15 protein-coding genes and 1 tRNA gene are annotated in these 24,212 nt (G+C 64.5%); 10 read left to right on the top strand and 6 right to left on the bottom strand.

The window, feature by feature from the left end:
- Positions 1-15: 15 nt before the first annotated feature.
- The 5 genes from LOY42_RS15860 to LOY42_RS15840 all read right to left on the bottom strand — a co-directional run bounded on the left by LOY42_RS15860 (position 16) and on the right by LOY42_RS15840 (position 13,207).
- Entirely contained in the window at positions 16-9,408 is a 9,393-nt protein-coding gene (locus LOY42_RS15860; RefSeq protein ID WP_258598305.1) for a non-ribosomal peptide synthetase, read from the bottom strand.
- Entirely contained in the window at positions 9,401-10,810 is a 1,410-nt protein-coding gene (locus tag LOY42_RS15855) for a cytochrome P450 (protein ID WP_258598303.1), read from the bottom strand. The genes LOY42_RS15860 and LOY42_RS15855 overlap by 8 nt, the downstream gene beginning before the upstream one ends.
- A gap of 39 nt (positions 10,811-10,849) precedes the next feature.
- Positions 10,850-12,250 carry an amidase gene (locus LOY42_RS15850; RefSeq protein ID WP_258598301.1) on the bottom strand — a complete coding sequence of 467 codons (1,401 nt, stop codon included), beginning with the start codon at positions 12,248-12,250 and terminating at the stop codon, positions 10,850-10,852.
- 278 nt (positions 12,251-12,528) lie between these two features.
- A complete protein-coding gene (locus LOY42_RS15845; protein WP_007956027.1) occupies positions 12,529-12,741 on the bottom strand; it encodes a cold-shock protein in 213 nt (70 codons plus the stop codon).
- A gap of 163 nt (positions 12,742-12,904) precedes the next feature.
- Positions 12,905-13,207, bottom strand: a complete 303-nt coding sequence (locus LOY42_RS15840; protein ID WP_258601232.1) for a hypothetical protein — start codon at positions 13,205-13,207, stop codon at positions 12,905-12,907.
- Between the two features lie 336 nt (positions 13,208-13,543).
- Between LOY42_RS15840 and thrS the strand changes: the two genes are divergently transcribed.
- The 10 genes from thrS to LOY42_RS15790 all read left to right on the top strand — a co-directional run bounded on the left by thrS (position 13,544) and on the right by LOY42_RS15790 (position 22,229).
- A complete protein-coding gene (gene thrS, locus LOY42_RS15835) occupies positions 13,544-15,466 on the top strand; it encodes a threonine--tRNA ligase (RefSeq protein WP_046856069.1) in 1,923 nt (640 codons plus the stop codon).
- Positions 15,466-16,017 (top strand): translation initiation factor IF-3, encoded by a 552-nt coding sequence (gene infC / locus LOY42_RS15830; RefSeq protein WP_172670897.1) that lies wholly within the window; start codon positions 15,466-15,468, stop codon positions 16,015-16,017. The genes thrS and infC overlap by 1 nt, the downstream gene beginning before the upstream one ends.
- A gap of 63 nt (positions 16,018-16,080) precedes the next feature.
- Positions 16,081-16,275, top strand: coding sequence for a 50S ribosomal protein L35 (gene rpmI / locus LOY42_RS15825; RefSeq protein WP_003250667.1), 195 nt, complete (start codon positions 16,081-16,083; stop codon positions 16,273-16,275).
- 27 nt (positions 16,276-16,302) lie between these two features.
- Positions 16,303-16,659, top strand: coding sequence for a 50S ribosomal protein L20 (gene rplT / locus LOY42_RS15820; RefSeq protein WP_003250671.1), 357 nt, complete (start codon positions 16,303-16,305; stop codon positions 16,657-16,659).
- A 111-nt stretch (positions 16,660-16,770) separates the two neighbouring features.
- Positions 16,771-17,787, top strand: a complete 1,017-nt coding sequence (gene pheS, locus LOY42_RS15815; RefSeq protein ID WP_023629191.1) for a phenylalanine--tRNA ligase subunit alpha — start codon at positions 16,771-16,773, stop codon at positions 17,785-17,787.
- Between the two features lie 31 nt (positions 17,788-17,818).
- Positions 17,819-20,200, top strand: a complete 2,382-nt coding sequence (gene pheT / locus LOY42_RS15810) for a phenylalanine--tRNA ligase subunit beta (protein WP_111533098.1) — start codon at positions 17,819-17,821, stop codon at positions 20,198-20,200.
- Between the two features lie 4 nt (positions 20,201-20,204).
- Entirely contained in the window at positions 20,205-20,507 is a 303-nt protein-coding gene (gene ihfA / locus LOY42_RS15805; RefSeq protein ID WP_009394049.1) for an integration host factor subunit alpha, read from the top strand.
- Positions 20,488-20,844 (top strand): MerR family transcriptional regulator, encoded by a 357-nt coding sequence (locus tag LOY42_RS15800; RefSeq protein WP_023629031.1) that lies wholly within the window; start codon positions 20,488-20,490, stop codon positions 20,842-20,844. Before ihfA ends, LOY42_RS15800 begins: the two co-directional genes overlap by 20 nt.
- Positions 20,845-20,943: 99 nt before the next feature.
- Positions 20,944-21,020, top strand: a tRNA-Pro gene (locus LOY42_RS15795).
- A gap of 330 nt (positions 21,021-21,350) precedes the next feature.
- Positions 21,351-22,229 carry a nucleotide-binding protein gene (locus LOY42_RS15790; RefSeq protein ID WP_258598296.1) on the top strand — a complete coding sequence of 293 codons (879 nt, stop codon included), beginning with the start codon at positions 21,351-21,353 and terminating at the stop codon, positions 22,227-22,229.
- A gap of 280 nt (positions 22,230-22,509) precedes the next feature.
- Here the strand turns inward: LOY42_RS15790 and LOY42_RS15785 are convergent, their stop codons facing one another.
- Positions 22,510-23,937, bottom strand: a complete 1,428-nt coding sequence (locus tag LOY42_RS15785; RefSeq protein WP_258598294.1) for a DUF6161 domain-containing protein — start codon at positions 23,935-23,937, stop codon at positions 22,510-22,512.
- Positions 23,938-24,212 lie beyond the last annotated feature (275 nt).

Here is a 24,212-nt window from a genome sequence, read left to right as displayed (position 1 = left end):
CGCTGCATTCCTTGTTCAGGTGGTCAGGCGCGCACGGCGTGCGCTGAAGGCCGCGGCGCGGCGCTGTTCGTCGTTGTCGGGCTGCGCCTGGCTGGCGGCGCCGTCGAGAAAACGCGCCATGCTGCGCAGGGTGGGGTGGCGGAACACCTCCACCACCGTCAGCTCGCGGGCGAAGGCCAGGCTGATGTGCTGCTGCAGTTGCATGGCCAGCAACGAGTCGCCGCCGCGCTCGAAGAAGTTGTCCTCGGCGTCGATCTCGCCATGGCCGAGCAGCGCGCTCCAGATCTGGTGCAGGCGCTGCTCGCTGGGATCGCTGAAACTGCGTGGCGGCGCGCTGAGGGTGTCCGGCGCCGGCAGACGGGTGCTGTCGATCTTGCCGTTGCGGTTGAGTTCGAAGGTGTCGACCGCGATCAACCGCGCCGGCAGCATGTACCCCGGCAACTGGCTGGCCAGGGCCTGGCGCAGCGCCTGGGCGTCGGTGGTGCCGCTGAAATACAGCAGCAGGCCCTGGCCACCAACGGCGATGCACTGGTCGACCCCGGCGCACTGCCGGGCGCTGTTTTCCAGCTCGCCAAGGTTGACCCGATAACCATTGATCTTGACCGTGCGATCGATGCGGCCGCGGTAGCCGAGGCTGCCGTCGGTTTGCCAGCGCACCGCGTCGCCGGTGCGGTAGAGCCGGCGCCGTCCCAGGCCGTCGGCCGGATCGAGGGTGATGAAGGCGGCCGCGCTGCGCGCCGGGTCGTTCAGGTAGCCGCGTGCCAGGCCCGGGCCGCCGAGGTACAGCTCGCCGACCTGGCCGATGGCGGCGGGCAGGCCGCGTTCGTCCAGGACATGGGCGCTGGTGCCGCGGATTGGTCGGCCGATGGCGATGTCGCTGCCCTCGCGTGCCAGGTACTCGCGGTCCAAGGGCTGGAAGGTGCTGAAGGTGGTGTTCTCGGTCGGACCGTAGACGTTGTACACCTGTTGAGGGCAGCCTTCGGCGCAGGCCAGCAGCTGGTCGACGGTCACTGGGTCCATCACTTCGCCGCCGATCATCAGGTAGCGCAGGCCGCGGAACATCGCGGCGTGGCCGGCGGCGACATGGCGATCGAACAGGCGGGTGGTGATGAACAGCACGCTCACCGCCTGTTCACGCAGGTAGCGGGCCAGCGCCGGGCTGTCGAGGGCGCAACCCACCGGCGCCAGCGCCAGGGTGGCGCCGTTGAGCAACGCCCCCCAGAGCTCGAAGGTGGCCGCGTCGAAGCTCAGGGTGGCCAGCTGGCCGAGCACGTCGCCGGGGCCGATGCGCACATAGTCGGCCTCCACCACCAGGCGCAGGATGCCGGCCTGCTCGACCATCACGCCTTTCGGCTGGCCGCTGGAGCCCGAGGTGTACATCACGTAGGCAAGGGCATTGGCGTCTGCTGGCGGCAACGCTCGGGCTGGCATTTGCAGCAGTGGCGCGTCGTCGATGACCCGCGCCGGCAGGTTGAGCTCGGCATGGCGCTCCAGCGCCATCACCGCGCCAGCCAGCAGCGCCGGACGGGCGTCATCGAGCAACTGGCGCAAGCGTGCGGTGGGGTATCCAGGGTCCAGCGGCAAGTAGCTTGCACCGGCCTTGAGCACCGCCAGCAGGGTGGCGATGGTCGCCATGCCGGGGCCGGTGAACACGCCGACGTGCTGCCCGGCCAGGCTCGCGCCGTGGCTTGCCTGCAGCGCCAGGGCGAGGTTGTCCGACCAGCGATCGAGTTCGGCGTAGCTGAGCGCTTGGTCGGTGCCGCGCAAGGCCAGGCGCTGGCCATGGCGGGCAACGATCTCAGCAAAGCGCAGCAGCATGCCGCCGGCTGCGGCCTGGTCGGCCCGGCCTTGCCAGGCCACGGGTGGGTACAGGGCCTGCAATGCCGTGCGCAGGGCGCGGTCCGGGGCTACTTCGGCGAGGTCGCATAGCGCCTGGCGCAGGTACAGGGCGAAACGTTGCGCCGAAGCGTCGCACCACTGTTCGCAACGGTGCACCAGCTCGATGCGCAGCGCGCCGCTGTGGGGGTCGATGCCAGTCTGGTTGACCAGGGTGAAGTTGGTCTGCTCGTGGCAGTGCCCAGGGCTGACCTGCAAGTGGCGCAGGTGCTGCAGGCGGTCGAAGACATGGAAGTGGACGAAGTTGAACAGGCTGTCGAACAGCGCGCCGCCACCGCGCTCGCGGAGGATTTCCCGCAGCGGGTACTGGGCGGCGTCGCCGAGCCCGGCGCGGTAGTCGCGCAGACGTTGCACCAGCTGGCGCGGCGGCTCGTCGGCGCTGAGGGTGACCACGCAGGGGGTGGTGTTGAGGAACAGGCCAAGCATGCGCTGCCCCTCGTCCTCCACCAGCCGCCCATGGGAGGGCATGCCGCAAGCGACCTGGCGCCGCCCGGTGAAGCGGCTCAGGGCCTGCAGGTGAGCGGCCAGCAGCACCAGGTCGAGGCTCACCCCCAGGCCGCGGGCAGTATCGCGCAGGGCAGCGTCCAGGGCGCCGTCCAGCGGCACCTCGAGACGCCGCAGGTGACCCTCCGCGTGGCGCGGGGCTTCGGCCAGCAGGGTAGGCTCCAGGCTGTCGCAGGTGGTTTGCCAGAACGCCCCCAGCTCAGCCTGGGCACGCCAGTGGCGCTCGCGAGCCACATAGGCGCTGAAGTCCAGCGCCGCGGCCGATGCCTGCGTCCCTTCGCCCTGCAGGCGACGGTCGAGGTTCTCCAACACGGTGGTGAACAGGCGCGCCACGCTCCAACCGTCGAGGATGGCGTGGTGGCAGGTCAGCGTCAGGTACCAGCCACCGTGCAGGACATGCGCGGTCGCCCGCCACAACGGTGCCTGATCACCGTTTAGCGGACGTTGCAGCTCGTCCCGGTGGAAAGCTTCCAGCCAGCGTTCCTGGGCTGCCGGCTCTAGCGCGCGCAGGTCTTCCACTTGCAGCGGCAGCGGCAGCGCCGCGCGCACGCGCTGCCAGTGGCCCTGGGCGCTGGCAGCGAACAAAGTGCGCAGCACCGCGTGGTCGCGCATCAGCGCCTGCAGCTCCTCGCGCAGCGCCGCTTCGTCGAACGGGCCGCGAACGCGACAGGACATGATATCCAGGTAGGTGGCCGCCTGTTCGAGCTGGGAATGGAACAGCATGCCCTCCTGCAACGCGGTCAGTGGGTACCCGTCCTGGTCGCCGGCCTGGCGCGCGAGCGCCGCGCGTTCAGGGTCGAGCAGGGCGAATGGCGCGCAGGCGGCGCTGGCGCGTGCCTGCCAGGGCGCCAGTTCAACGGCGAGGGCTGCCAGGGTCGGGTGGCGATACAACTGGCGCGGGCTGAAGGTAAAACCGGCGGCGCGCACCAGGCGCTGGACATCGAGGATGCGCAACGAGTCGCCGCCGCAGGCGAAGAAGTCGTCGTCGGCGGCGACTTGCGGCAGTTCCAGCACCTTGCGCCAGATATCGGCGAGCAGCGTTTCGCGCTCACCGGCCGGCGCCCGACCCGCTTCGGCGCGCTCCGCCGCCAGCGGCGCCAAGGCACGCAAGGCGGCGATGTCGACCTTGCCGTTGGCGGTCAGCGGCAGGCGTTCGACCTGGCGCAACTGCTGGGGCTGCATGTGAGCCGGCAGGTGGTCGCGCAGGTGTGACTGGACGCTGGCCAGGGGCACTGGCCGGCTGGCGCTGAACCAGGCCTGCAGCACACCGCGGCTGGCGTCGTGGCGCACCACCGCGTCGTCGATCTGCGCCAGGCGCAGCAGCGCGGCCTGGATATCGCCCAGTTCGATACGGAAGCCACGCACCTTGACCTGGTGGTCGTTGCGCCCCTGGTACTCCAGCGTGCCGTCCTCCAGCCAGCGGCCGAGGTCGCCACTGCGGTACAGGCGCAGGCCATGCCGTTCGACAAAGGCGTGGGCGGTCAGCGCCGGCTGGTTAAGGTAGCCCCGCGCCAACCCGGCGCCGGCAACGTGCAGCTCGCCGGTGACCCCTGGCGGGCACAGCTGGCCGTGGGCGTCGAGCACCAGCACGGCGAGGTCGGGCAGCGGTCGGCCAATGCGGTTGCCGCCGAGGTCGTCGTGGCGCACCACGGTATGGGTGACGTGCACGGTGGTCTCGGTGATGCCATACATGTTGCTCAGGCGCACACGCTTGCCGTACTTGCCGAACCACGGCGCCAGAGCCCCGGCCTGTAGGGCCTCGCCGCCGAAGATCACCTGGCGCAGGGGCAGGTGGCCGGGGTGGCGCAGGTCTTCGGCGAGCAACCGCACGAACGCGCTGGGGGTCTGGTTGAGCACCGTCACGCCATGCTCCAGCAGCAGCGCGCGCAGTGCCTCGGGGTCACGGCTGGTGGGCTGTGGCACGATCACCAGGCGCGCGCCGTGCAGCAGCGCGCCCCAGATCTCCCAGACCGAGAAGTCGAAGGCGTAGGAATGGAACAGGCACCAGCTGTCGTGCTCGTCGAAATCGAACAGCGCGCGGCTGGTGGTGAACAGACGCATCACGTTGTGATGGCTGAGCATCGCGCCCTTGGGCGTGCCGGTGGAGCCGGAGGTATGGATCACATAGGCCAGTTGCGTCGGCGCGATGCGCGGAAGCGGCTGCTCGTCGTGCGCATCGCCGTCGTCGTCAGCGCCGTCGAGCAGCACCACCGCCATGTCCCGCAACCCGCTGCGCTCCAGGGCGGCGCCTTGTGCCACCAGCAAGGTCAGGGCGCTGTCCTGGCACACCGCGGCCAGGCGCGCGTGGGGGTAGTCGGGGTCCAGCGGCACATACGCGGCGCCGGCCTTGAGGATGCCCAGCATGCCCACCAGCAGCTCGATGCCGCGGTCGGCGCAGAGGCCAACCAGCGTGTCGGCCGCCAGTGCCTGGCCGTGCAGTTGCCGATGGCGCCGGCGCAGGCGGCGGGCCAGGTGATCGCTGGCGCGGTCCAGCTCGGCGTAGCTCAGGCGCTGGCGGCCGTCCTCGAGCGCCACCCGCCCAGGCATGCGCCCGGCGACCTCGGCAAACGCCTCGACCAGCGAAATACCTGGCGTGCTGGCCAGCATTCTCACCGGCTGCAGCAAGGCCTGGCGCTGTTCGGCGCGCAGCAACTGCAGGTCGCGCAGTGGCACGTCGGCCTCGAGCAGTTGCTCCAGCAGGTACTGGTAATGCTCGCCCAGGCGGGCCATGCGTGCGGCGGCGAAGCGCCCTCGGTCGTACTCCAGGGTGGCGCGCAGCGCGCCATCGTGGCGGCGCAAGGACAGGAACAGCGGATAGCGGGCGATGCCATCGTGCACTTCGACGAAGCGTGCCTGCACGTCGTCCAGCGCCAAGGTGTGCTGTTCGTTGGCGTTCTGCAGGGTGAATACCGCCTGCATCCAGGGGTGCACGCGACCGTCACCGGCGACCTCGCCCATCGCTTCCAGCGGTACGCCCTGGCAGGTCTGGGCCTGGCGTGCGAGCTGGGTGACCTGGGCGAGCAGCTGGCCGAAGCCGGCGTGATCGTCCAGGTGCAGGCGCAGCGGCAGGGTGCTGGTGAACAGCCCCAGCACCTGATCGTTACCGGCGCCGCGGTTGGCCGATGGCACGCTGATCACCAGGTCGCGGGTGTTGCAATAGCGGCCCAGCAATACCGCATAGGCGGCGTACAGCGCGCAGAACAGTGAAGTCCCGCGTGCCGTGCAATGCTGTTCCAGGCGCTCGATCAAGGTTGCCGGCAGGTCGAAGTGGCAGTGGCCGCCATCCTCGTCGCCAGCCTGCTCAAGGCCGCTGTCGCGGGGCAGGTCGAGGCCCTCGTAGCCGGCCAGCAGTTCACGCCAGAAAGCAACCGCCTGTTGGCCATCGGTGCCGTCGAGCCAGGCCTGCTGCTCGGCGAGGGCATCGGCATAGTGCTGCTTGACGGCCACGGCCGCCAGCGGCTGGCCGCGGCGTCGGGCGTTGTAGGCCTGGCTCAGTTGCTCGCGCAGCAGCTCGAACGACCAGCCGTCGGCCAGCAGGTGCGGCAGTTGCAGCAACAGCACGTGCTGCTGGGCATTCAGGCGCAGCAGGCGCAGGCGATACAGTGGCGCGCGGTCGAGCGGCAGCGGCGTGCGCAGGGCCCGGCGCAGCAACTCGGGCAGTTGCGCGGGTGCCACCTCGATTGGCGTCAGGGCCGGTTCGGCGACGGCGTCGTAGACCTGCCACAGGCCCTCGGCGTCGGCCTCGATGCGCATGTGCAACTGCCGATGGCGCGCCGCGACCTGCTGCCAGGCCCATTGCAAGGCGTCGACATCCAGCGGCCCGTCGAGGCGCTGCACCACCGCCAGGTTGAAGCGTTGCGGCCCGCCTTCGTCATAGCGGTCGCTGAAGTACAGCTGGCGTTGCGCGGCGCACAGCGGCAAGCGCGCGGCCACACTGCGTGGTTCGGCGGGCACGGCGCGCTGGCCGGCGGCGTCCAGGTGGGCGGCCAGTTCCGCCACGCTGGGCTGGCGCAGCAGGTCGGCCAGGCTCAGGCGTACGCCGAACTGCTGGTCGATGCTCACCAGCAGTTGCGCGGCCAGCAGCGAATGACCGCCGAGCTCGAAGAACGACTGTTCGGCGCCGACCTGGGGCAGCTCGAGCAGCGTCTGCCAGATGGCCGCCAGGCGCAGCTGGGTCGGCCCCTGCGGCGCTACCTGGGCCACCAGGTCGCTGCGGGGTGGGCGTTTCAGGGCCTGGCGATCGACCTTGCCATTGAGCGAGCGCGGCAGACGCGCCAGGCATTCGAAGCGTTGCGGCACCATGTAGGCCGGCAACCGCTCCAGCAACGCCGCGCGCCACGTGGCAGGGTCGCCCTGGCCGGCGTCGCGCGGCACCACATGGGCGCTCAGCTCGGTCTGGCCGTCGCTGTCCCAGGCCAGTACCACGGCCTGGCGGATGCCGGGCAGCTGGTGCAGCGCGTGCTCGACCTCGCCCAGTTCGATGCGGTGGCCACGCACCTTGACCTGGAAATCCAGGCGCCCGTGGTAGACCAGCCGGCCGTGGTCGTCCCAGCACACCCGGTCGCCGGTGCGGTACAGGCGCGCCGGCTGGCCTTCCAGGCCAAGCGGGTCGAGCAGCGGGAAGCGTTCGGCATTGAGCGCCGCGCGCCGGTGGTAACCCTCGGCCAGGCCGGCGCCGCCGATGTACAGTTCGCCACTGGCGCCCCAGGGCAGCGCCTGCCCCTGCTCATCGAGCACATAGCAGCGGGTGGCGCCGACCGGGCGGCCGATCAGCGCGTGCTGGCCCGCGTCGCTCAGGTGCTGGCGGGTCGACCAGATGGTGGTCTCGGTGGGGCCGTAGACCTGCACCACCTGGGAGGCGCAACCCAGCAGGTAGCTGGCCAGGTTGGCCGACAGCGCTTCGCCCCCGCACAGCAGGCGTACCCGTTCGGGCTCGGCCGGGCGCCAGCCGGCCAGGGCCAGCAGCGACCAGAACGAGGGCGTGCCCTGCAGCAAGGTGGGGCGCAGTTCATCGAGGGTGCAGGCCAGGGTCGCTGGTTCGCGCAGTTGCTCGTCGATCAGTTGCAGGCAGGCGCCGCAGGTCAGCGCGCCGAAGAGCTCCAGGCCGAAGATGTCGAAGCCGACCGCGGTGGCGCCGAGGACCCGGTCCTGGGTGTTCAGGCCCAGGTCGGCAACGAAATCGGCGACCAGGTTGCCCAGGGCCCCGTGGGTGATGCGCACGCCCTTGGGCTTGCCGGTGGAGCCGGAGGTATAGATCAGGTACGCCAGTTGCCCAGCCGTGGGCGCCTGCAGGGTCACCGGGTGGGGCGTGGCGCGGGCGGGCAGCGGCGAGTGGCACAGCTGGCGCACGTCGATGGGCAGCGCCTGGTCGGTGATCAGCAGGTCCATTGCGCTGTCGGCGACAATGTCGCGCAGGCGTTCCAGCGGCATGTCCGGGTCGATCGGTACGTAGGCGGCGCCTTTGCCCAGCACCGCGAGCATGGCGATCACGGCCTGGTCCTTGCGGCGCAGGTGGACACCGATGCACGCCGCAGCAGGGCACTCGCCCAGGCGCTCGGCCAGTGCCGAGGCGGCGCTGGCCAGCTGGCGATAGCCGAGGGTGGCCTGGCGGTATTGCAGGGCCGGCGCCTCGGGCTGGCGCTGTACCTGGTCGAGGAAGCGGCGCATCACGCCGTCCTGGCCGAGGGCGCGGCTGCCGGGCTCGCCGGTGAAGCCCCGCAGCTGCTTGGCCATGGCCGGTGGCAACAGCCAGCGGGCGTCAAGTGGCGCCTCGGGCTCGGCCAAGGCATGCTCCAGCAGGTGCGCCAGGCTGGCGCCCAGGCGCTCGATGAAGGCTGGGCTGAAACGCTCGAGCGGGTAGTCCAGGCGCAGACGGATACGTTGCGCCTCGACCTGGTAGGCGACCACCAGGTCGCCGACAACCTGGCGCCGCCCCAGACCGTGGGGCGTCAGGGTTGCCGCGCCGAGGGCCAACTGATCGTCGCCGAAGTAGGCCTCGACCAGGCTGACATTGAACGGCCGCTCGACGCTCAGGCCTTGCGCCCGCAGGTGGCGCATCACCTCGGTGAGGGTGAAGCGGGAGTGCCCGCGCGCCGCCTTGCGTTCTTCACGTAGCGCAGCGACCAGCGACTGCAGGCTGTCGCCGGGGTTGATCTCGACCGGCAGCGGGTAGTTGTTGATGTGGCAGCCGAGCACCCGGCGGGTACCGGCGGGGCGTTCATCCACCGGATAGTTCAGCACCAGCGAACGGGCGCCGCTGTAGCCGCGCAGCACCTCGGCCAGCGCCGCGGCGAGCACCACGAACGGCGTGGCACCCTGGCTGCGGGCATAACGGCGCACGTTGCGGGCCAGCGTATCGTCGAGGTCGAAATAGTGCGAGGCACCGAGCCCGTGCGCGGCCCCCTGGGCGTCGCGCTGGCAGGGCAGTTCGACATTCAGCGCCCGGCCAGCCAGGCGCGCGCACCAGTGGCCGACATCGGCGGCATCGCTGGCGCTGACCGCCAGCGGCTTGGCCAGCGGCTCCGGCAGCGGCAGTGGGTGGCCCTCGCGCTGGCACTGGTAGCTGGCGGCCAGTACCTGGACGAACTGCAGGGCCGAGGTGGCGTCGGCGATGATGTGGTGGAAGTTCAGCACCAGGCGCTGCTGGCCGCCCTGGCGCAGCAGGTCGAAGCGAAACAGCGGGCCGGCCTGCAGGTCGAACGCATGGGCCAGCACTTGGTCGATGGCCGCGTCCAGGTCCTGGTCGCTGGCCACTTCGCGTACCGCGAGCACGTCATCCAGCGGCTGCCCGGGCAGTTGCCAGAGCGCCTCGCCGCGCAGTTCGAAGCGCCCCAGACAGGCGCTGTAGTAATGGTTGACGAAGTGCCCCAGGGCCGTGCGCAGCGCTGGCAGGTCGAGCTCGCCGGCGATCCGGTAGACCAGCGGGGTGTTGTACAGGGTGCTGTCGGGGGCCAGTTGCCATTCGAGGAAGAACCGGTGCTGGTAGGGGTTGGCGCGGGCCTCAAGCATGTTGCTGCTCCTTCAGGCGGATCCGCACCGGGCGGTTCATGGCCAGGGCGAAGTGGAAGTGGTGTTCGAGGGGCTCGTCACTGGCCTCCCAGTCGCCGGCCCGCACCAGCTCGGCCAGCAGCACCTTGAGCGAGTAGCGCGAAAACATCTGCCCGGTGCAGTTGTTGGGCCCGCTGGAATAGGCCAGGAACGGCTGGCGGTAGCGTTCGGGGGCCTCCTGGAAACGTTCGGGGCGGAAACGCTCGGGATCCTCGCCCCACAGTTCGGGCAGGCGCAGCACGTGGTAGATGTCGGCCACCAGCTCGCTGCCCTGGCGAACGAACCGGCCGTTGAGCAGCAGGTCGCGGCTGGCCGCGCGGAACAGGAACGGCTGCGCCGGATGCAGGCGCAACACTTCGTGGACACAGGCATGCAGCAGCGTGTCGTCGCGGCGGATGTAGGCGCTGTGGTCCTGGCCTTGCGTACGCAGCTCCTCGCGCAGGGCCTGTTGGTAGTGGCGATGGCGGCCCAGCTCGTCGACCAGGGCGAGGAACGACGGAAACGGTGCGACATAGCCGGCCAGCACCGCGCCATTGAGGCCGGTGGCAAACGCCTCGTCCTGCTGCGACTGGTAGTGCTGGTCGATGTAGGCACTGAGGCGGTGCGTGTAGTCGGTGCTGTTGAGCAACCCCGGGTCGTTGCCGATGCGCGCCACCAACTGGCGCTTGAGTTCGTCGAAGCGGCGGTTGAAGTGCGCCGGCTTGTGGTAGGCGAACGCCTGCCCGAGCAGGTCGACCTGCTCTTCGAGCATCTGCCCCACGCCCTCCACCGGGCCTTGCAGGTCCATCACCGAGCGCAGGTACACCTCGGCGGTGAACTCGCTCAGCTCGGCGTTCACCAGCAGGGTCGGGGCGCCTTGCCACCAGCGCCGCACCCGTTGTTCGCTGAGGCTGCGCATGGTCTGGATGAAGCGTTCCGGGCTGCTTACCAAGTGGGCGATGATGTTGCGCTTCTGCTTGGCGTCCTGGCGTTCCTTGCTCAGGCGCATGCGTCCCAGGGCGTCGGCAATTACCAGAAATTGCCGGCCGTCGCCGACCAGCTCGCCCTGGCCCATCCGCGGGTGCTGCATCAGCCCGCGGATTTCCTCGACGCCGATCAGCACGTGGTAGTCGCCGGCGAAGGTCACCAGGCGCAGGTAGCGCCGCCAGCTGCCATCGGCGCGCCGCGCCAGTTGGCCGATGTAGTGGTAGGGGCGGGTGCGGTCGCGCAGTGCGCGCGAATTGCGCCAGCGCCGTGGCAGCAGCCAGGGCGCGGCGAGCACACCGAGCACACGCCGCAGGCGGCTTTGCAGGGGGGGGGCGGCGACCAGGGTGAAGGGATGGCCGGCGTGGTTGTGCAGTGAACGGTTGTCGAGCGCTTCCATGGCATACCTGCGGATTCGTGGGAGGAGGGGGAAGGGCGGTCAGGCGCCCCGGGCCAGGGCCGGCAGGCGCCAGCCCGCCAGTTGCTCCAGGTGGCCGGCCACTTGCAGGGCGAGGTCTTCGCGCCAGGGCCGGGCGATCACCTGGACACCGATCGGCAGGCCGTCGCGGGACTGGCCCACAGGCACCACCGCCACCGGCCAGTTGACCAGGCTGTAGCAGATCGAATAGCTGAAGTCGCCGACCTCGGCGTAGGAGCGGCCGTGGCCCTTGGCTACCGTCGCGGCCACCGGGCAGATGATCACGTCGTAGTCGTCGAGAAACCGCAGCATTGCCTGGCGACAGCGGTCCAACTGCATCCAGATACCGCGCAGCTGGGTGACCGTGAGGCGGCTGCGACGGGTCAGGGCGTGGTACTCGCGCAGCAGTGGCGAGATCTCGCGCAGGTTCAGTTGCTGGATCAGGTCGGTGAGCCACTGGCCCTCGTCTCCGCCGAGCAGGACGCTGTCGGCCAGCAGTTGCTGAATCTGCCCGAGCACCTCGGGGCGCCGCTCGTCGAGCCGCGCGACTTCGCCGCGCAGGGCATCGGCGGCGCGGCCCACGGCCTGGCGCACGTCCGCTTCGGCGGGGGCGATGCCGTCGTCGGCATACCAGGCCACCCGCAGGCTCGCCAGCGCTTGCACCGGCGCGGTCTGCCAGGGCACCGGGGCCACATGGGGGTCGCGACCATCGGGGCCGGCCAGCAGCGGCGCGGCCAGGCGCAGGTCGGCGATGCTCCGGGCCATCGGCCCGAAGCTGATGAACGGGCTGAACATGCCCATGCAGTCGAGCGGGAAATGCCCGGTCAAGGGCACGCGGCCCTGAGTCAGGCGCAAGGTGCAGATGCCGCTGTTGTGCGCCGGCACCCGCAGGCTGCCACTGGCATCGGAGCCGATGCCCAGCAGCGAGCCGCCGGCGGCGATCAGCGCGGCTTCGCCACCGCTGCTGCCGCCAGGGCTGCGGCTCAGGTCATGGGGGTTGCGGGTTTGCCCGTAGAGCAGGTTGTCGGTCTCGTAGCCGATGCTCAGCTCGGGGGTGTTGGTCAGGCCCAGCAGCAGCGCGCCTTCGCCACGCAGGCGTGCCACCACGGTGGCGTCGGCCTCGCTGGGCTGGCCGGCGAGGCCAGCGCAGCCTTTGTCCGGGCTGTAGCCCAGGGCGTGGCAGGTGTTCTTGACGCTGAAGGGCACGCCGAGCAGGCGCTTGTGCTGCAGGCGGGGCAGGTTGCGCTCGATCCATGCCGCCTGTTCGTAGGCCATTGCCCGGTTGCTCTGGACCAGCGCGTTGATCTGCGGGTTGACCTTGTCGACCTGGCGGAAATAGGCGTCCAGCACCTGTGTCGGACGGATCGCGCCGCGCTTGACCGCTTCTGACAGGGTGTTGGCATCGCAACCGAGTATGTCCACGTATCGCTCTCCATCGCTCGTCGGCAGGACAAACGCCGCGGGACCGAGTGTCGGTATCCAGGGCGGGGCTGCGATGCAGAGTGCCAACGGGGGGTAGGAGCGTATATGTGCAATTCATCACGGTTTGCCCAGGTCGCGCTGTCGCGCTTGCCGGCCATGAGGAGGGCTTGGAGGGGGGGGGCGGAGGGGTATTGCGGGTCCAGGGGTACAGCCTGCCTTGGCAGGCGCCCAATAAAAAACCCGCCACGAGGGCGGGTTTTTTTGCAGCTATCCGAAAATTACTCCGGACGAACCTGCGCAGCCTGCATGCCCTTCTGGCCTTTTTCGGCTACGAAGGAAACAGTTTGGCCTTCTTTCAGGCTTTTGAAACCGTCGGTTTCGATGGCCTTGAAGTGTACGAACAGGTCGTCGCCGCCGCCTTGAGGAGTGATGAAGCCGAAGCCTTTTTCATCGTTGAACCACTTGACGGTGCCGGTTTGGCGATTGGACATGGGGTGAATCTCCAGAAACATGATTTTTTATCGGGGTGCAGTGTCGCCTAAGCTTCAGTGGCACCGACGACACTATAGTCTAATTCTTCGCATCTAGCCCCTATTACCTTCGCAGGATGTTGATCCAGGGCAAAAGATGCGACGGATCGCCGGAAAATCCGGCCTATTTCGGCTTGCAGCTGGCCTGAACCACCTGCTGGGCCTTCTGCATCAGCTTGGCGTCTACGCCGTCCTTGCTGTCGAGGTCCTCGATCTCCTTGTCGTTGAAATTCTTTTTGATGGCTTGGGCGCCGCATGAGCAGTGCTTGGTCGCAGTCGCCGCGTCGACGCCCTGCGCTTTGGCCGTTTCCTCGCACTGGGTCATGTAGTTTTTCTCCTTGCCAGCCGGAAAATCGCCTGCAGTGGCAGCCAAGGGCAGCCACAGGGCACTTGCGGCAAAGACGGCCAGAAGGGACTGAAGTCGCATAACCGGACACTCCTTGGTTAATGGTCTCATCAAGAGTAGGTTGCTTCAGAAAGTCTGATAGGAAATTTTCCGCAAGAGTTCACCGCCACGGCGTAAATTCCAAATATTTCTGCCGGCCGCTCTAGCCCCGTGCTAGCATGCCTCCCTTGCGCCACGCCCTGTGCGGGCGCATTTCTTTTTATACCTTCCAGTCACTCTGGTTCGTCCCTGGCAGGCCGAAAGGTCTCTGCCACTGTGAGGCAGGCTTTCCCGCGGGAAAGGCAGGGCGGATCTTGTACTGGCTCATCCCAACCCACGTGACCTTTGGTAGGGGTCACCACTAGGAGAGGAGGCGCCATGCCCGTTATTACTCTTCCCGATGGCAGTCAACGCACGTTCGACCAGCCGGTATCCGTAGCCGAAGTCGCCGCCTCGATCGGCGCAGGCCTGGCCAAGGCCACCCTGGCCGGCAAGGTCGACGGCAAGCTCGTCGATGCCTGCGACAAGATCGACCACGACGCCACCCTGCAGATCATCACCCCTAAAGATGAAGAGGGACTGGAGATCATCCGTCACTCGTGCGCCCACCTGATCGGCCACGCAGTGAAGCAGCTGTACCCGACCGCCCGCATGGTGATCGGCCCGGTGATCGACGAAGGCTTCTATTACGACATCGCCTACGAGCGTCCCTTCACCCCGGACGACCTCGCCGCCATCGAAAAGCGCATGCAGCAGCTGATCGACACGGACTACGACGTCGTCAAGAAGATGACCCCGCGCGCCGAAGTCATCGACGTGTTCACCCAGCGTGGCGAAGACTACAAGCTGCGCCTGGTCGAGGACATGCCGGATGAACAGGCCATGGGCCTGTACTACCACGAAGAATACGTCGACATGTGCCGTGGCCCGCACGTGCCGAACACCCGCTTCCTGAAAGCGTTCAAGCTGACCAAGCTCAGCGGCGCCTACTGGCGCGGCGATGCCAAGAACGAGCAGCTGCAACGCGTGTACGGCACCGCCTGGGCCGACAAGAAGCAGTTGGCCGCCTATATCCAGCGCATCGAAGAAGCCGAAAAACGCGACCACCGCAAGATCGGCAAGCAGCTCGACCTGTTCCACCTGCAGGAAGAAGCCCCGGGCATGGTGTTCTGGCACGCCAACGGCTGGACCGTGTACCAGGTGCTCGAGCAGTACATGCGCCAGGTCCAGCGTGAAAACGGCTACCAGGAAATCAAGACCCCGCAGGTTGTCGACCGTATCCTCTGGGAGCGTTCCGGCCACTGGTCCAACTACGCCGAGAACATGTTCACCACTTCGTCGGAAAACCGCGACTACGCGGTAAAACCGATGAACTGCCCGTGCCACGTGCAGGTGTTCAACCAGGGCCTGAAGTCCTACCGCGACCTGCCGCTGCGCCTGGCCGAGTTCGGCGCCTGCCACCGCAACGAGCCGTCCGGCGCGCTGCACGGCATCATGCGCGTGCGTGGCTTCGTGCAGGACGACGCGCACATCTTCTGCACCGAAGAACAGGTGAAGAAGGAAGCCGCCGACTTCATCAAGCTGACCCTGGACGTGTACAAGGACTTCGGTTTCACCGACGTCGCCATGAAGCTGTCGACCCGTCCGGCCAAGCGCGTGGGCTCCGAAGAGCTGTGGGACCGTGCCGAAGGCGCACTGGCCGACGCCCTGAACGAGTCGGGCCTGGAGTGGGAATACCAGCCGGGCGAGGGCGCCTTCTACGGGCCGAAGATCGAGTTCACCCTGCGCGACTGCCTCGGCCGTAACTGGCAGTGCGGCACCCTGCAGTACGACCCGAACCTGCCCGAGCGCCTGGATGCCAGCTACATCGCCGAAGACAACAGCCGCGTGCGCCCGGTGATGCTGCACCGCGCCATCCTCGGTTCGTTCGAGCGCTTCATCGGCATGCTCATCGAGCACTACGCCGGCGTGTTCCCGGCCTGGCTCGCCCCGACCCAAGCCGTGATCATGAACATCACCGACAAACAGGCCGATTTCGCCCTCGAGGTGGAAAAAGCCCTGAACGGTAGCGGATTCCGTGCCAAGTCGGACTTGAGAAATGAGAAGATCGGCTTTAAAATCCGCGAGCATACGTTGCTGCGGGTCCCTTATCTTTTGGTTATAGGGGATCGCGAAGTCGAAACGCAAACCGTCGCTGTGCGCACCCGCGAAGGCGCAGACCTGGGCTCGATGCCCGTCGCGCAGTTCGCTGAGCTGCTGTCGCAAGCGGTTTCCCGGCGTGGTCGCCAAGAATCGGAGTAATGACTATTAAGCGTGAAATGAGAAACGATAAACGAACTGCACCGAAAGCCCCGATCAACGAGAATATCTCGGCACGCGAGGTTCGGTTAATTGGTGCTGACGGCGAGCAGATTGGCATCGTCTCGATTGATGAAGCGCTGCGTATCGCTGATGAAGCGAAGCTGGATCTGGTGGAAATCTCTGCAGACGCGGTACCGCCCGTCTGCAAGGTGATGGACTACGGCAAGCACCTCTTCGAAAAGAAGAAGCAGGCCAACGAAGCCAAGAAGAACCAGAAGCAGATCCAGATCAAAGAAATCAAGTTTCGTCCAGGGACGGAAGAAGGGGATTACCAGGTAAAACTACGCAACCTGGTACGTTTCCTTAGCGATGGGGACAAGGCCAAGATCTCTCTGAGATTCCGCGGCCGTGAGATGGCCCACCAGGAGCTGGGCATGGAGCTGTTGAAGCGGGTCGAAGCTGACCTCGTGGAATACGGCACCGTTGAGCAGCATCCGAAGATGGAAGGACGCCAGCTTATGATGGTCATCGCCCCCAAAAAGAAGAAGTAATCTCCCGGGCACGGCAGGCCTGATGATTATTGTGTAATTTTTATTCGAATGCGGAGTTCCAACATGCCAAAAATGAAAACCAAGAGCGGTGCTGCGAAGCGCTTCCTGAAGACGGCTTCCGGCTTCAAGCACAAGCACGCTTTCAAGAGCCACATCCTGACCAAAATGTCGACCAAGCGTAAGCGTCAACTGCGCGGTGCCAGCTTGCTGCACCCGTCTGACGTGGCAAAAGTCGAGCGCATGCTGCGCGTTCGTTAATTCTGGTTAAGATAGAGGAAGTTACTCATGGCTCGTGTTAAGCGCGGCGTTATCGCTCGTAAGCGTCACAAAAAAATTCTGAAACTGGCTAAAGGCTACTACGGTGCGCGCTCGCGCGTATTCCGCGTTGCCAAGCAAGCGGTCATCAAGGCAGGCCAATACGCCTACCGCGACCGTCGCCAGAAGAAGCGTCAGTTCCGCGCACTGTGGATCGCTCGTATCAACGCCGGTGCCCGCACCAACGGTCTGTCGTACAGCCGTCTGATTGCTGGCCTGAAAAAAGCGTCGATCGAAATCGACCGTAAGGTTCTGGCTGATCTGGCAGTGAACGAAAAAGCGGCGTTTGCTGCGATTGTCGAGAAGGCTAAAGCCGTACTGGCTTAAGTACCCACGACAATCATCCGGCGGCGCCTGCGCCGTCGGGTGTAAAACGTCATCGGATAGGGGAAGAGCCTTCAAAAGCTCTTCCCCTATTTTCGTATCTGGAGTCTGTACATGGAAAACCTGGACGCGCTGGTCGCCCAAGCCCTCGAGGCCGTGGAACGCGCTGAAGACATCACTACCCTGGAACAGATCCGGGTCCAATATCTCGGCAAGAAAGGCGAGCTGACCCAGGTGATGAAGACCCTGGGCAACCTGCCAGCCGAAGAGCGCCCCAAGGTCGGCGCGCTGATCAACGACGCCAAGGAACGCGTCACCGACGTGCTCAACGCACGCAAGGCCGCTTTTGAAGAGGCCGAGCTGAACGCTCGCCTGGCCGCCGAATGCATCGACGTGACCCTGCCAGGCCGTGGCCAGACCACCGGCGGGTTGCACCCGATCACCCGTACTCTCGAGCGCATCGAGCAGTTCTTCACCCACATCGGCTACGGCATCGCCGAAGGCCCTGAGGTCGAAGACGACTACCACAACTTCGAAGCGCTCAACATCCCCGGCCACCACCCGGCCCGGGCGATGCACGACACCTTCTACTTCAACGCCAACATGCTGCTGCGCACCCACACCTCGCCGGTCCAGGTGCGCACCATGGAAAGCACCCAGCCGCCGATCCGCATCGTCTGCCCAGGCCGTGTGTACCGTTGCGACTCGGATATCACCCACTCGCCGATGTTCCACCAGGTCGAAGGCCTGCTGGTCGATCGCGGCATCAACTTCGCCGACCTCAAGGGCACCATCGAAGAGTTCCTGCGGGTGTTCTTCGAGAAAGAACTGGCCGTGCGCTTCCGCCCGTCGTTCTTCCCCTTCACCGAGCCGAGCGCCGAAGTCGACATCCAGTGCGTGATGTGTTCCGGCAAGGGCTGCCGCGTGTGCAAGCAGACCGGCTGGCTGGAAGTGATGGGCTGCGGCATGGTCCACCCGAACGTGCTGCGCATGTCCGGCATCGACCCGGAAGAGTATCAGGGCTTCGCCTTCGGCATGGGCGCCGAGCGCCTGGCCATGCTGCGCTATGGCGTCAACGATTTGCGTCTGTTCTTCGACAACGACCTGCGGTTCTTGGCTCAATTCCGCTAGGCCCAATCGACGCAACTTTCAGGAGAACAGCATGAAATTCAGTGAACAGTGGCTGCGCGGTTGGGTAAACCCGCAAGTCTCCCGTGACGAACTGGTCGCCCGCCTGTCCATGGCCGGCCTCGAAGTCGACAGCGTGACCCCCGCTGCCGGCCAGTTCAGCGGCATCGTGGTGGGCGAGATCCTCACCACCGAACAACACCCGGACGCCGACAAGCTGCGCGTGTGCCAGGTAAGCAACGGCGCAGAGACCTTCCAGGTGGTCTGCGGCGCCCCGAATGCCCGCCCAGGCATCAAGATCCCGTTCGCCATGATCGGCGCCGAACTGCCGGGCGACTTCAAGATCAAGAAGGCCAAGCTGCGCGGCGTCGAATCCTTCGGCATGCTCTGCTCGGCTTCCGAGCTGCAGATCAGCGACGAGAACGACGGCCTGCTGGAACTGGCGGCCGACGCTCCGGTTGGCCAGGACATCCGTCAGTACCTGAACCTGGACGACGCCAGCATCGAGATCGGCCTGACCCCGAACCGCGGCGACTGCCTGTCCATCGCCGGCCTTGCCCGTGACGTCAGCGCCCTGTACGACGTGCCGGTCACCCGCCCGGTGGTGCCAGCCGTACCGGCTGCCCACGACGAAGTGCGCCCGGTCGAAGTCAGCGCCCCGGCCGCCTGCCCGCGCTACCTGGGCCGCGTGATCCGCAACGTCGACCTGAGCAAGCCGACCCCGCTGTGGATGGTCGAGCGCCTGCGCCGCAGCGACGTGCGCAGCATCGACGCCGCCGTCGACATCACCAACTACGTGATGCTCGAGCTCGGCCAGCCGATGCACGCCTTCGACCTCGCCGAAATCAACGGCGGTATCCGCGTGCGCATGGCCGAGGAGGGTGAGAAACTCGTCCTGCTGGACGGCCAGGAAGTTGCCCTGCGCGCCGACACCCTGGTGATCGCCGACCACACCCGCGCCCTGGCCATTGCCGGCGTGATGGGTGGCGAGCACAGCGGCGTCAACACCGAGAAGACCCGCGACCTGTTCCTCGAGAGCGCCTTCTTCGAGCCGATCTCCGTCGCCGGCAAGGCCCGTTCCTACGGCCTGCACACCGACGCCTCGCACCGCTACGAGCGAGGCGTGGATTCGCAACTGGCCCGTGAAGCCATGGAGCGCGCCACCGCCCTGGTGCTGGAGATCGTCGGCGGCGAAGCCGGCCCCGTAGTCGAAGCCGTGAGCGAGCAGCACCTGCCGAACATCGCGCCGATCACCCTGCGCGACGAACGCATCACCCAGATGCTCGGCATGCAAATGCAAGCCGCCCAGGTCGAGCAGCTGCTCAACGCCCTGGAGCTGAACACCAGCGCCAATGGGGCAGGGGAATGGACCGTCACCGTCCCAAGCCACCGCTTCGACGTCAGCCTGGAAGTCGACCTGATCGAAGAGCTGGCCCGCCTGTATGGCTACAACAACCTGCCGGTCCGTTACCCGCAGGCTCGCCTGGCCCCGCAAGCCCGCCCGGAAACCCGTGGCGAGCTGCCGAACCTGCGCCGCCTGCTGGTCGCCCGCGGCTACCAGGAAGCCATCACCTACAGCTTCATCGACCCGAAACTGTTCGAGCTGTTCACCCCAGGCGTCGAACCGCTGCTGCTGGCCAACCCGATCTCCAACGACATGGCCGCCATGCGCGCCTCGTTGTGGCCGGGCCTGGTCAAGGCCATGCAGCACAACCTCAACCGCCAGCAAGACCGCGTGCGCCTGTTCGAGAGCGGCCTGCGCTTCGTCGGCCAGCTTGGTGACCTCAAGCAGCAACCGATGATCGCCGGCGTCGTCACCGGCAGTCGCCTGCCGGAAGGCTGGGCCAATGGCCGCGACAGCATCGACTTCTTCGACGTCAAAGCCGACGTGGAAGCCCTGCTGGGTTACTCCGGTGCCCTGAGCGACTTCACCTTCGCCGCCGGCAAACACCCGGCCCTGCACCCCGGCCAGACCGCCCGTATCGAGCGCGACGGCAAGGAAGTCGGCTACCTCGGCGCCATCCACCCCGAGCTGGCCAAGACCCTCGGCCTCGACCGCCCGGTGTTCGTCTTCGAGCTGGTGCTCGGCGATGTAGTCGAAGGCCGCCTGCCGAAGTTCAGCGAACTGTCCAAGTTCCCGGAAACCCGTCGTGACCTGGCTTTGATCGCAGGTCGTGATGTAGCTTCTAGCTCGGTGCTTGAAGTAATTCGTGACAATGCGGGCGAATGGCTCACAGACCTCAGGCTGTTTGACGTCTACCAGGGTAAAGGCATTGATCCTGATAGAAAAAGCCTGGCGGTCGGCTTGACCTGGCAACATCCATCGCGCACTCTTAACGACGATGAGGTGAATGAAACCCTGCAAACCATCCTCACCTCGCTTGAACAAAGGTTGAACACCACGTTAAGGAAATAACGGCATGGGTGCTCTGACGAAAGCTGAGATGGCCGAAAGGCTGTACGAGGAGCTGGGGCTTAACAAGCGTGAGGCCAAGGAGCTGGTCGAGCTGTTTTTCGAAGAAATTCGGCACGCGCTTGAAGACAACGAGCAGGTCAAGTTGTCCGGTTTCGGCAACTTCGACCTTCGCGACAAACGCCAGCGGCCGGGCCGCAACCCTAAAACAGGGGAAGAGATCCCGATCACTGCGCGCCGCGTCGTCACCTTTCGTCCAGGGCAGAAGCTGAAAGCCCGGGTAGAGGCCTATGCTGGAACCAAGCCATAACGACGAGCTGCCCCCCATCCCGGGCAAACGCTACTTCACCATCGGTGAAGTCAGCGAGCTCTGTGCGGTAAAGCCGCACGTGCTGCGCTACTGGGAGCAGGAATTCACGCAGCTCAACCCGGTGAAGCGCCGTGGCAACCGGCGGTATTACCAGCGCCAGGACGTGCTGATGATCCGCCAGATCCGCGCTTTGCTGTATGACCAGGGCTTTACCATTGGCGGGGCGCGACTGCGGCTCTCCAGTGATGAGGTCAAGGATGAGTCCAGCCAGTACAAGCAGCTGATTCGGCAGATGATTGCGGAGTTGGAGGATGTGTTGGTGGTTCTGAAGAAGTGACCTGGTTGGCGACGAGTGGAAATTTTTGAAAAAAAGCTTCCATTATTCAAAAGGTTAGGTTAAATTCTTCAACGTTCTCAGCGGTATCGAGAATGATGTCGGGGCGTAGCGCAGCCCGGTAGCGCACTTGCATGGGGTGCAAGGGGTCGAGTGTTCGAATCACTCCGTCCCGACCAAAATACTCCAAAGAATCCAGTCACTTAGCGGTGACTGGATTTTTTTATGTCCTCGAATTTTGTCGCTTATAGATTTTTTACCCTACGTTTTTTCAGATTTTGCGGGCTGTTTAGTACATCAGAATTCGTGGCTGAGTTCTGCTCAGGACCGTTTACCTTTAGGGGGTGATGGTCAGATGCTCGCACCCAACTGATTTGCAAATGGTAAATCCTGGATGGTCGCTTTCGACCCAAAGCTGACGGTGGCGACAGGTCGACCCAGACAGCCACCACTATCCGTTTCTATCGGTCATAATGTCCTTTATCAGATAAAGAGAAAGGATTCACAGGATGGCCCGAGCTAACCCTCCAACCAATACCGTCACCGCTCCTAAGCTACAGCTGACACCCCAAGCTATCGAACGAGGGCTTGCCCGGTTAGACGAGCGTATCTCCGAGCTCGAGAACTTCAACGTGCACACTCTGGTAAACGGAAGTTCACCTGAGCTGACGGCATTGAAAGCAGCTATCAAAGATACTTTGGAGCGGTGTTTTGGTGAGAATACCTCAGCTTATCAACGCTTCCATCCTGCTACCGGCCTCCGCCATGTCTCAAGGTTTATAGGTGGCGGGCCGATAGACTACTTGACTCCAACTCGTAGGAATATTGCTAATGCAGTGGCCCTTCTAAAGGAAGCCCAGCGGACGCTACGAGAAGATCTTACTGATCAAAAGCATGCAGATACACCTGAAGCCGCAATCGTTGTTGATAACGCTCTGCGAGTGCTACAGCGCAAGGTTTTTGTAGTACATGGGCATGATGAAGGGGCAAGGGAAACCGTCGCTCGTTTTCTGATGCAACTAGGCTTTGATCCCATCATCCTGCATGAGCAAGCCAATCGCGGCCGCACCGTCATGGAGAAGGTCGAAGCGCATGGAGAGGTGGACTTTGCCGTGGTGCTGCTAACTCCTGATGATGAGGGCTGTGTCAAAGGTGGCACGCCGGAGCCCCGTGCCCGGCAGAATGTCCTGCTTGAACTGGGCTATTTCCTGGGACGTCTCGGGCGCGACAAAGTGTGTGCACTGAAGCGCGGCACCGTGGAGATTCCAAGTGACTTCGCCGGCGTGGTGTGGGAGTCCATGGATGCTAATGGCTGGAAGCAGGCGTTGGGCCGAGAATTACAGGCCGCCGGCCATGAGATCGATTGGAACAAAGTCATGCGGACGTAAGCCAGCTACTGGTTTCTTGTCAGTTATTAGCCAGCCCCCAAGATGAGCGGCAATAGGCTCAACTGTGCTTTCCGAGTGCGTTTATCTGCCAGGTTCGACCACACACACCTGCAGGCACTGCTGCCAACGTTGAGTGAGAGTACTTCTCTGCCAGGCTGAGCTCGAGCTGGTGCCCCCCGAGCGCTCCTGGTCAATACAGTCGCAGTGCGGCCGTGTGACGGGAGCCGAAATGCTTACTGAGGCCCGGCCTACGTGACCAGAGCCAGAACCCTTGATGTGCTCAACTAGCTTTCTTGTCAGAAATAGTTTTGAAGATCAGCTCAACCGGGCTGGAGAACGGAATCTCGTCCATGGTGCCTGACTTGGTTGATCTGAACAGACTCTCCAACACCAGTTTACGGTCTTCCTCGGACTTCAGCTTGCCTTCGTTCAGCAAGGCCAGGTATGTCTTGGTGAACGTGATCCGCTCCTCGGCTTCCAACGCCAAGTGTGAGTGGGTGTTGAACTGGCGAAGCGTAATTCTGATGAGAATTCCTAGGAGTGTGATCAGCAATGCAACCCCGGCTAAATCCGCGATCGCCGTAGCCACTTCGGATCGAACGGCGCCTGGCAACACGGCATGGGTCGGTGTTGTGGTCACTGCGGATGCGGTATCTGCAGACTCCGTTTGAGCTGGGTGTAGAACTGGGCTGCTAGCCTCAGCGGAAGCGGGTGCTGGCAACAGTGCTGCAACGAGTCCCACAGAAGAGTCGTTGCCGTCCGCGCTTTGCTGACGGTACTGACCGAACGCGCTTGAGAGCCCCGCAGCCCCACCAACTCCGTAATAGCCCATTACCGAGACGAACATGATGGCCATGCTCATGAGCACCGCAAAAAACCAGATGACCTTGAATACTGAGTGATTCCATTTGCGCGCCATCCAATATTGCACAGACGCATCCAAGTCTACTTGATCGTGGTACGCAGTTTTCGCGGACTCAAAAGAATCTAAAGCGTCGGTAAAGGCCGCGCGGGCTGAATTTCGCGCGTTGAGCAGATAGGCCGAGTAGCGCTTGCGACGTCGGATATACGCGTTCTTCAACGAGTCGCCCAAGCTGTCGAGGTTTCGCTTCGCCGACTGGGTGGACTCGCTGATGTCGGTTACGTAGTTATTCACTGCATCCGTTGCCAAGTCAGCATGCGAAACGAATCGATCTAATGTCTCCATCATCAACGCAGAGCGGGCATCAGCCCCTATGGATGAAAAACCTTGAAGCGAAATGGCAATTTGAATCGCAACCGAACGCTCAAAGGTGAGCCGATCGCTGATTGCAAATTCGCTAATTCTTTCGTGACGAGCAATCAAGCTCCTTGTGTATTTATTCAAAAATAGGATTGCCAATGCAGCCGTGACATCATCGTACTCCCGCCTCGTCTTGGCGATGAGGTGACCGGCATCACTGTCGTTGAGTAAAAATACGGACTTCTCGCTCCCCAACTTATAGACAGAGATCTCGCGATCTTCCATTTCCTGCCTAGTCACAGAGATCGGATCGTGAAAATAGACCTTAAAAATGGCTTTGCCAACCTCCTGATAGACCCCCGTCATATTTACCAACCACTCCCATCCCCGGCAAATGGATTTCAGATACTCATTTAGCTCATCCTTGGATTTAAACCTTAACACGTCGCCGTTTAGACGTAAGACTACACCCGTGCTCTTCGACATCAATATCTTCCCCTGACCAAATGATCGCGCACTGATTGTTATCAGAAGTGCGGGCACTACCGGTGGGCTAACCGCGCCAACGATCAGATTATCGTAAATCGCCCTTGGTTTTGTAGACACGTCGACCGGATGCTTTGAGTCGTAAGCGGACGGTCGTGAACTGCGAGGCTACATGTGTGCTCCCACACCGCTGCAGCGGCAAGCACACCTGGTAGTAGATGAGCCAGCACGCATAAATGCTTGAATGCAGGTAGCAGGCGCGTGCGACCTGTTCC

Origin of the sequence: Pseudomonas sp. B21-023 (genome assembly GCF_024749165.1) — a bacterium.
Lineage (GTDB): Bacteria > Pseudomonadota > Gammaproteobacteria > Pseudomonadales > Pseudomonadaceae > Aquipseudomonas.
Note: the sequence above shows the minus strand (reverse complement) of the source record. Positions and strands in the feature narration are given on the sequence as shown.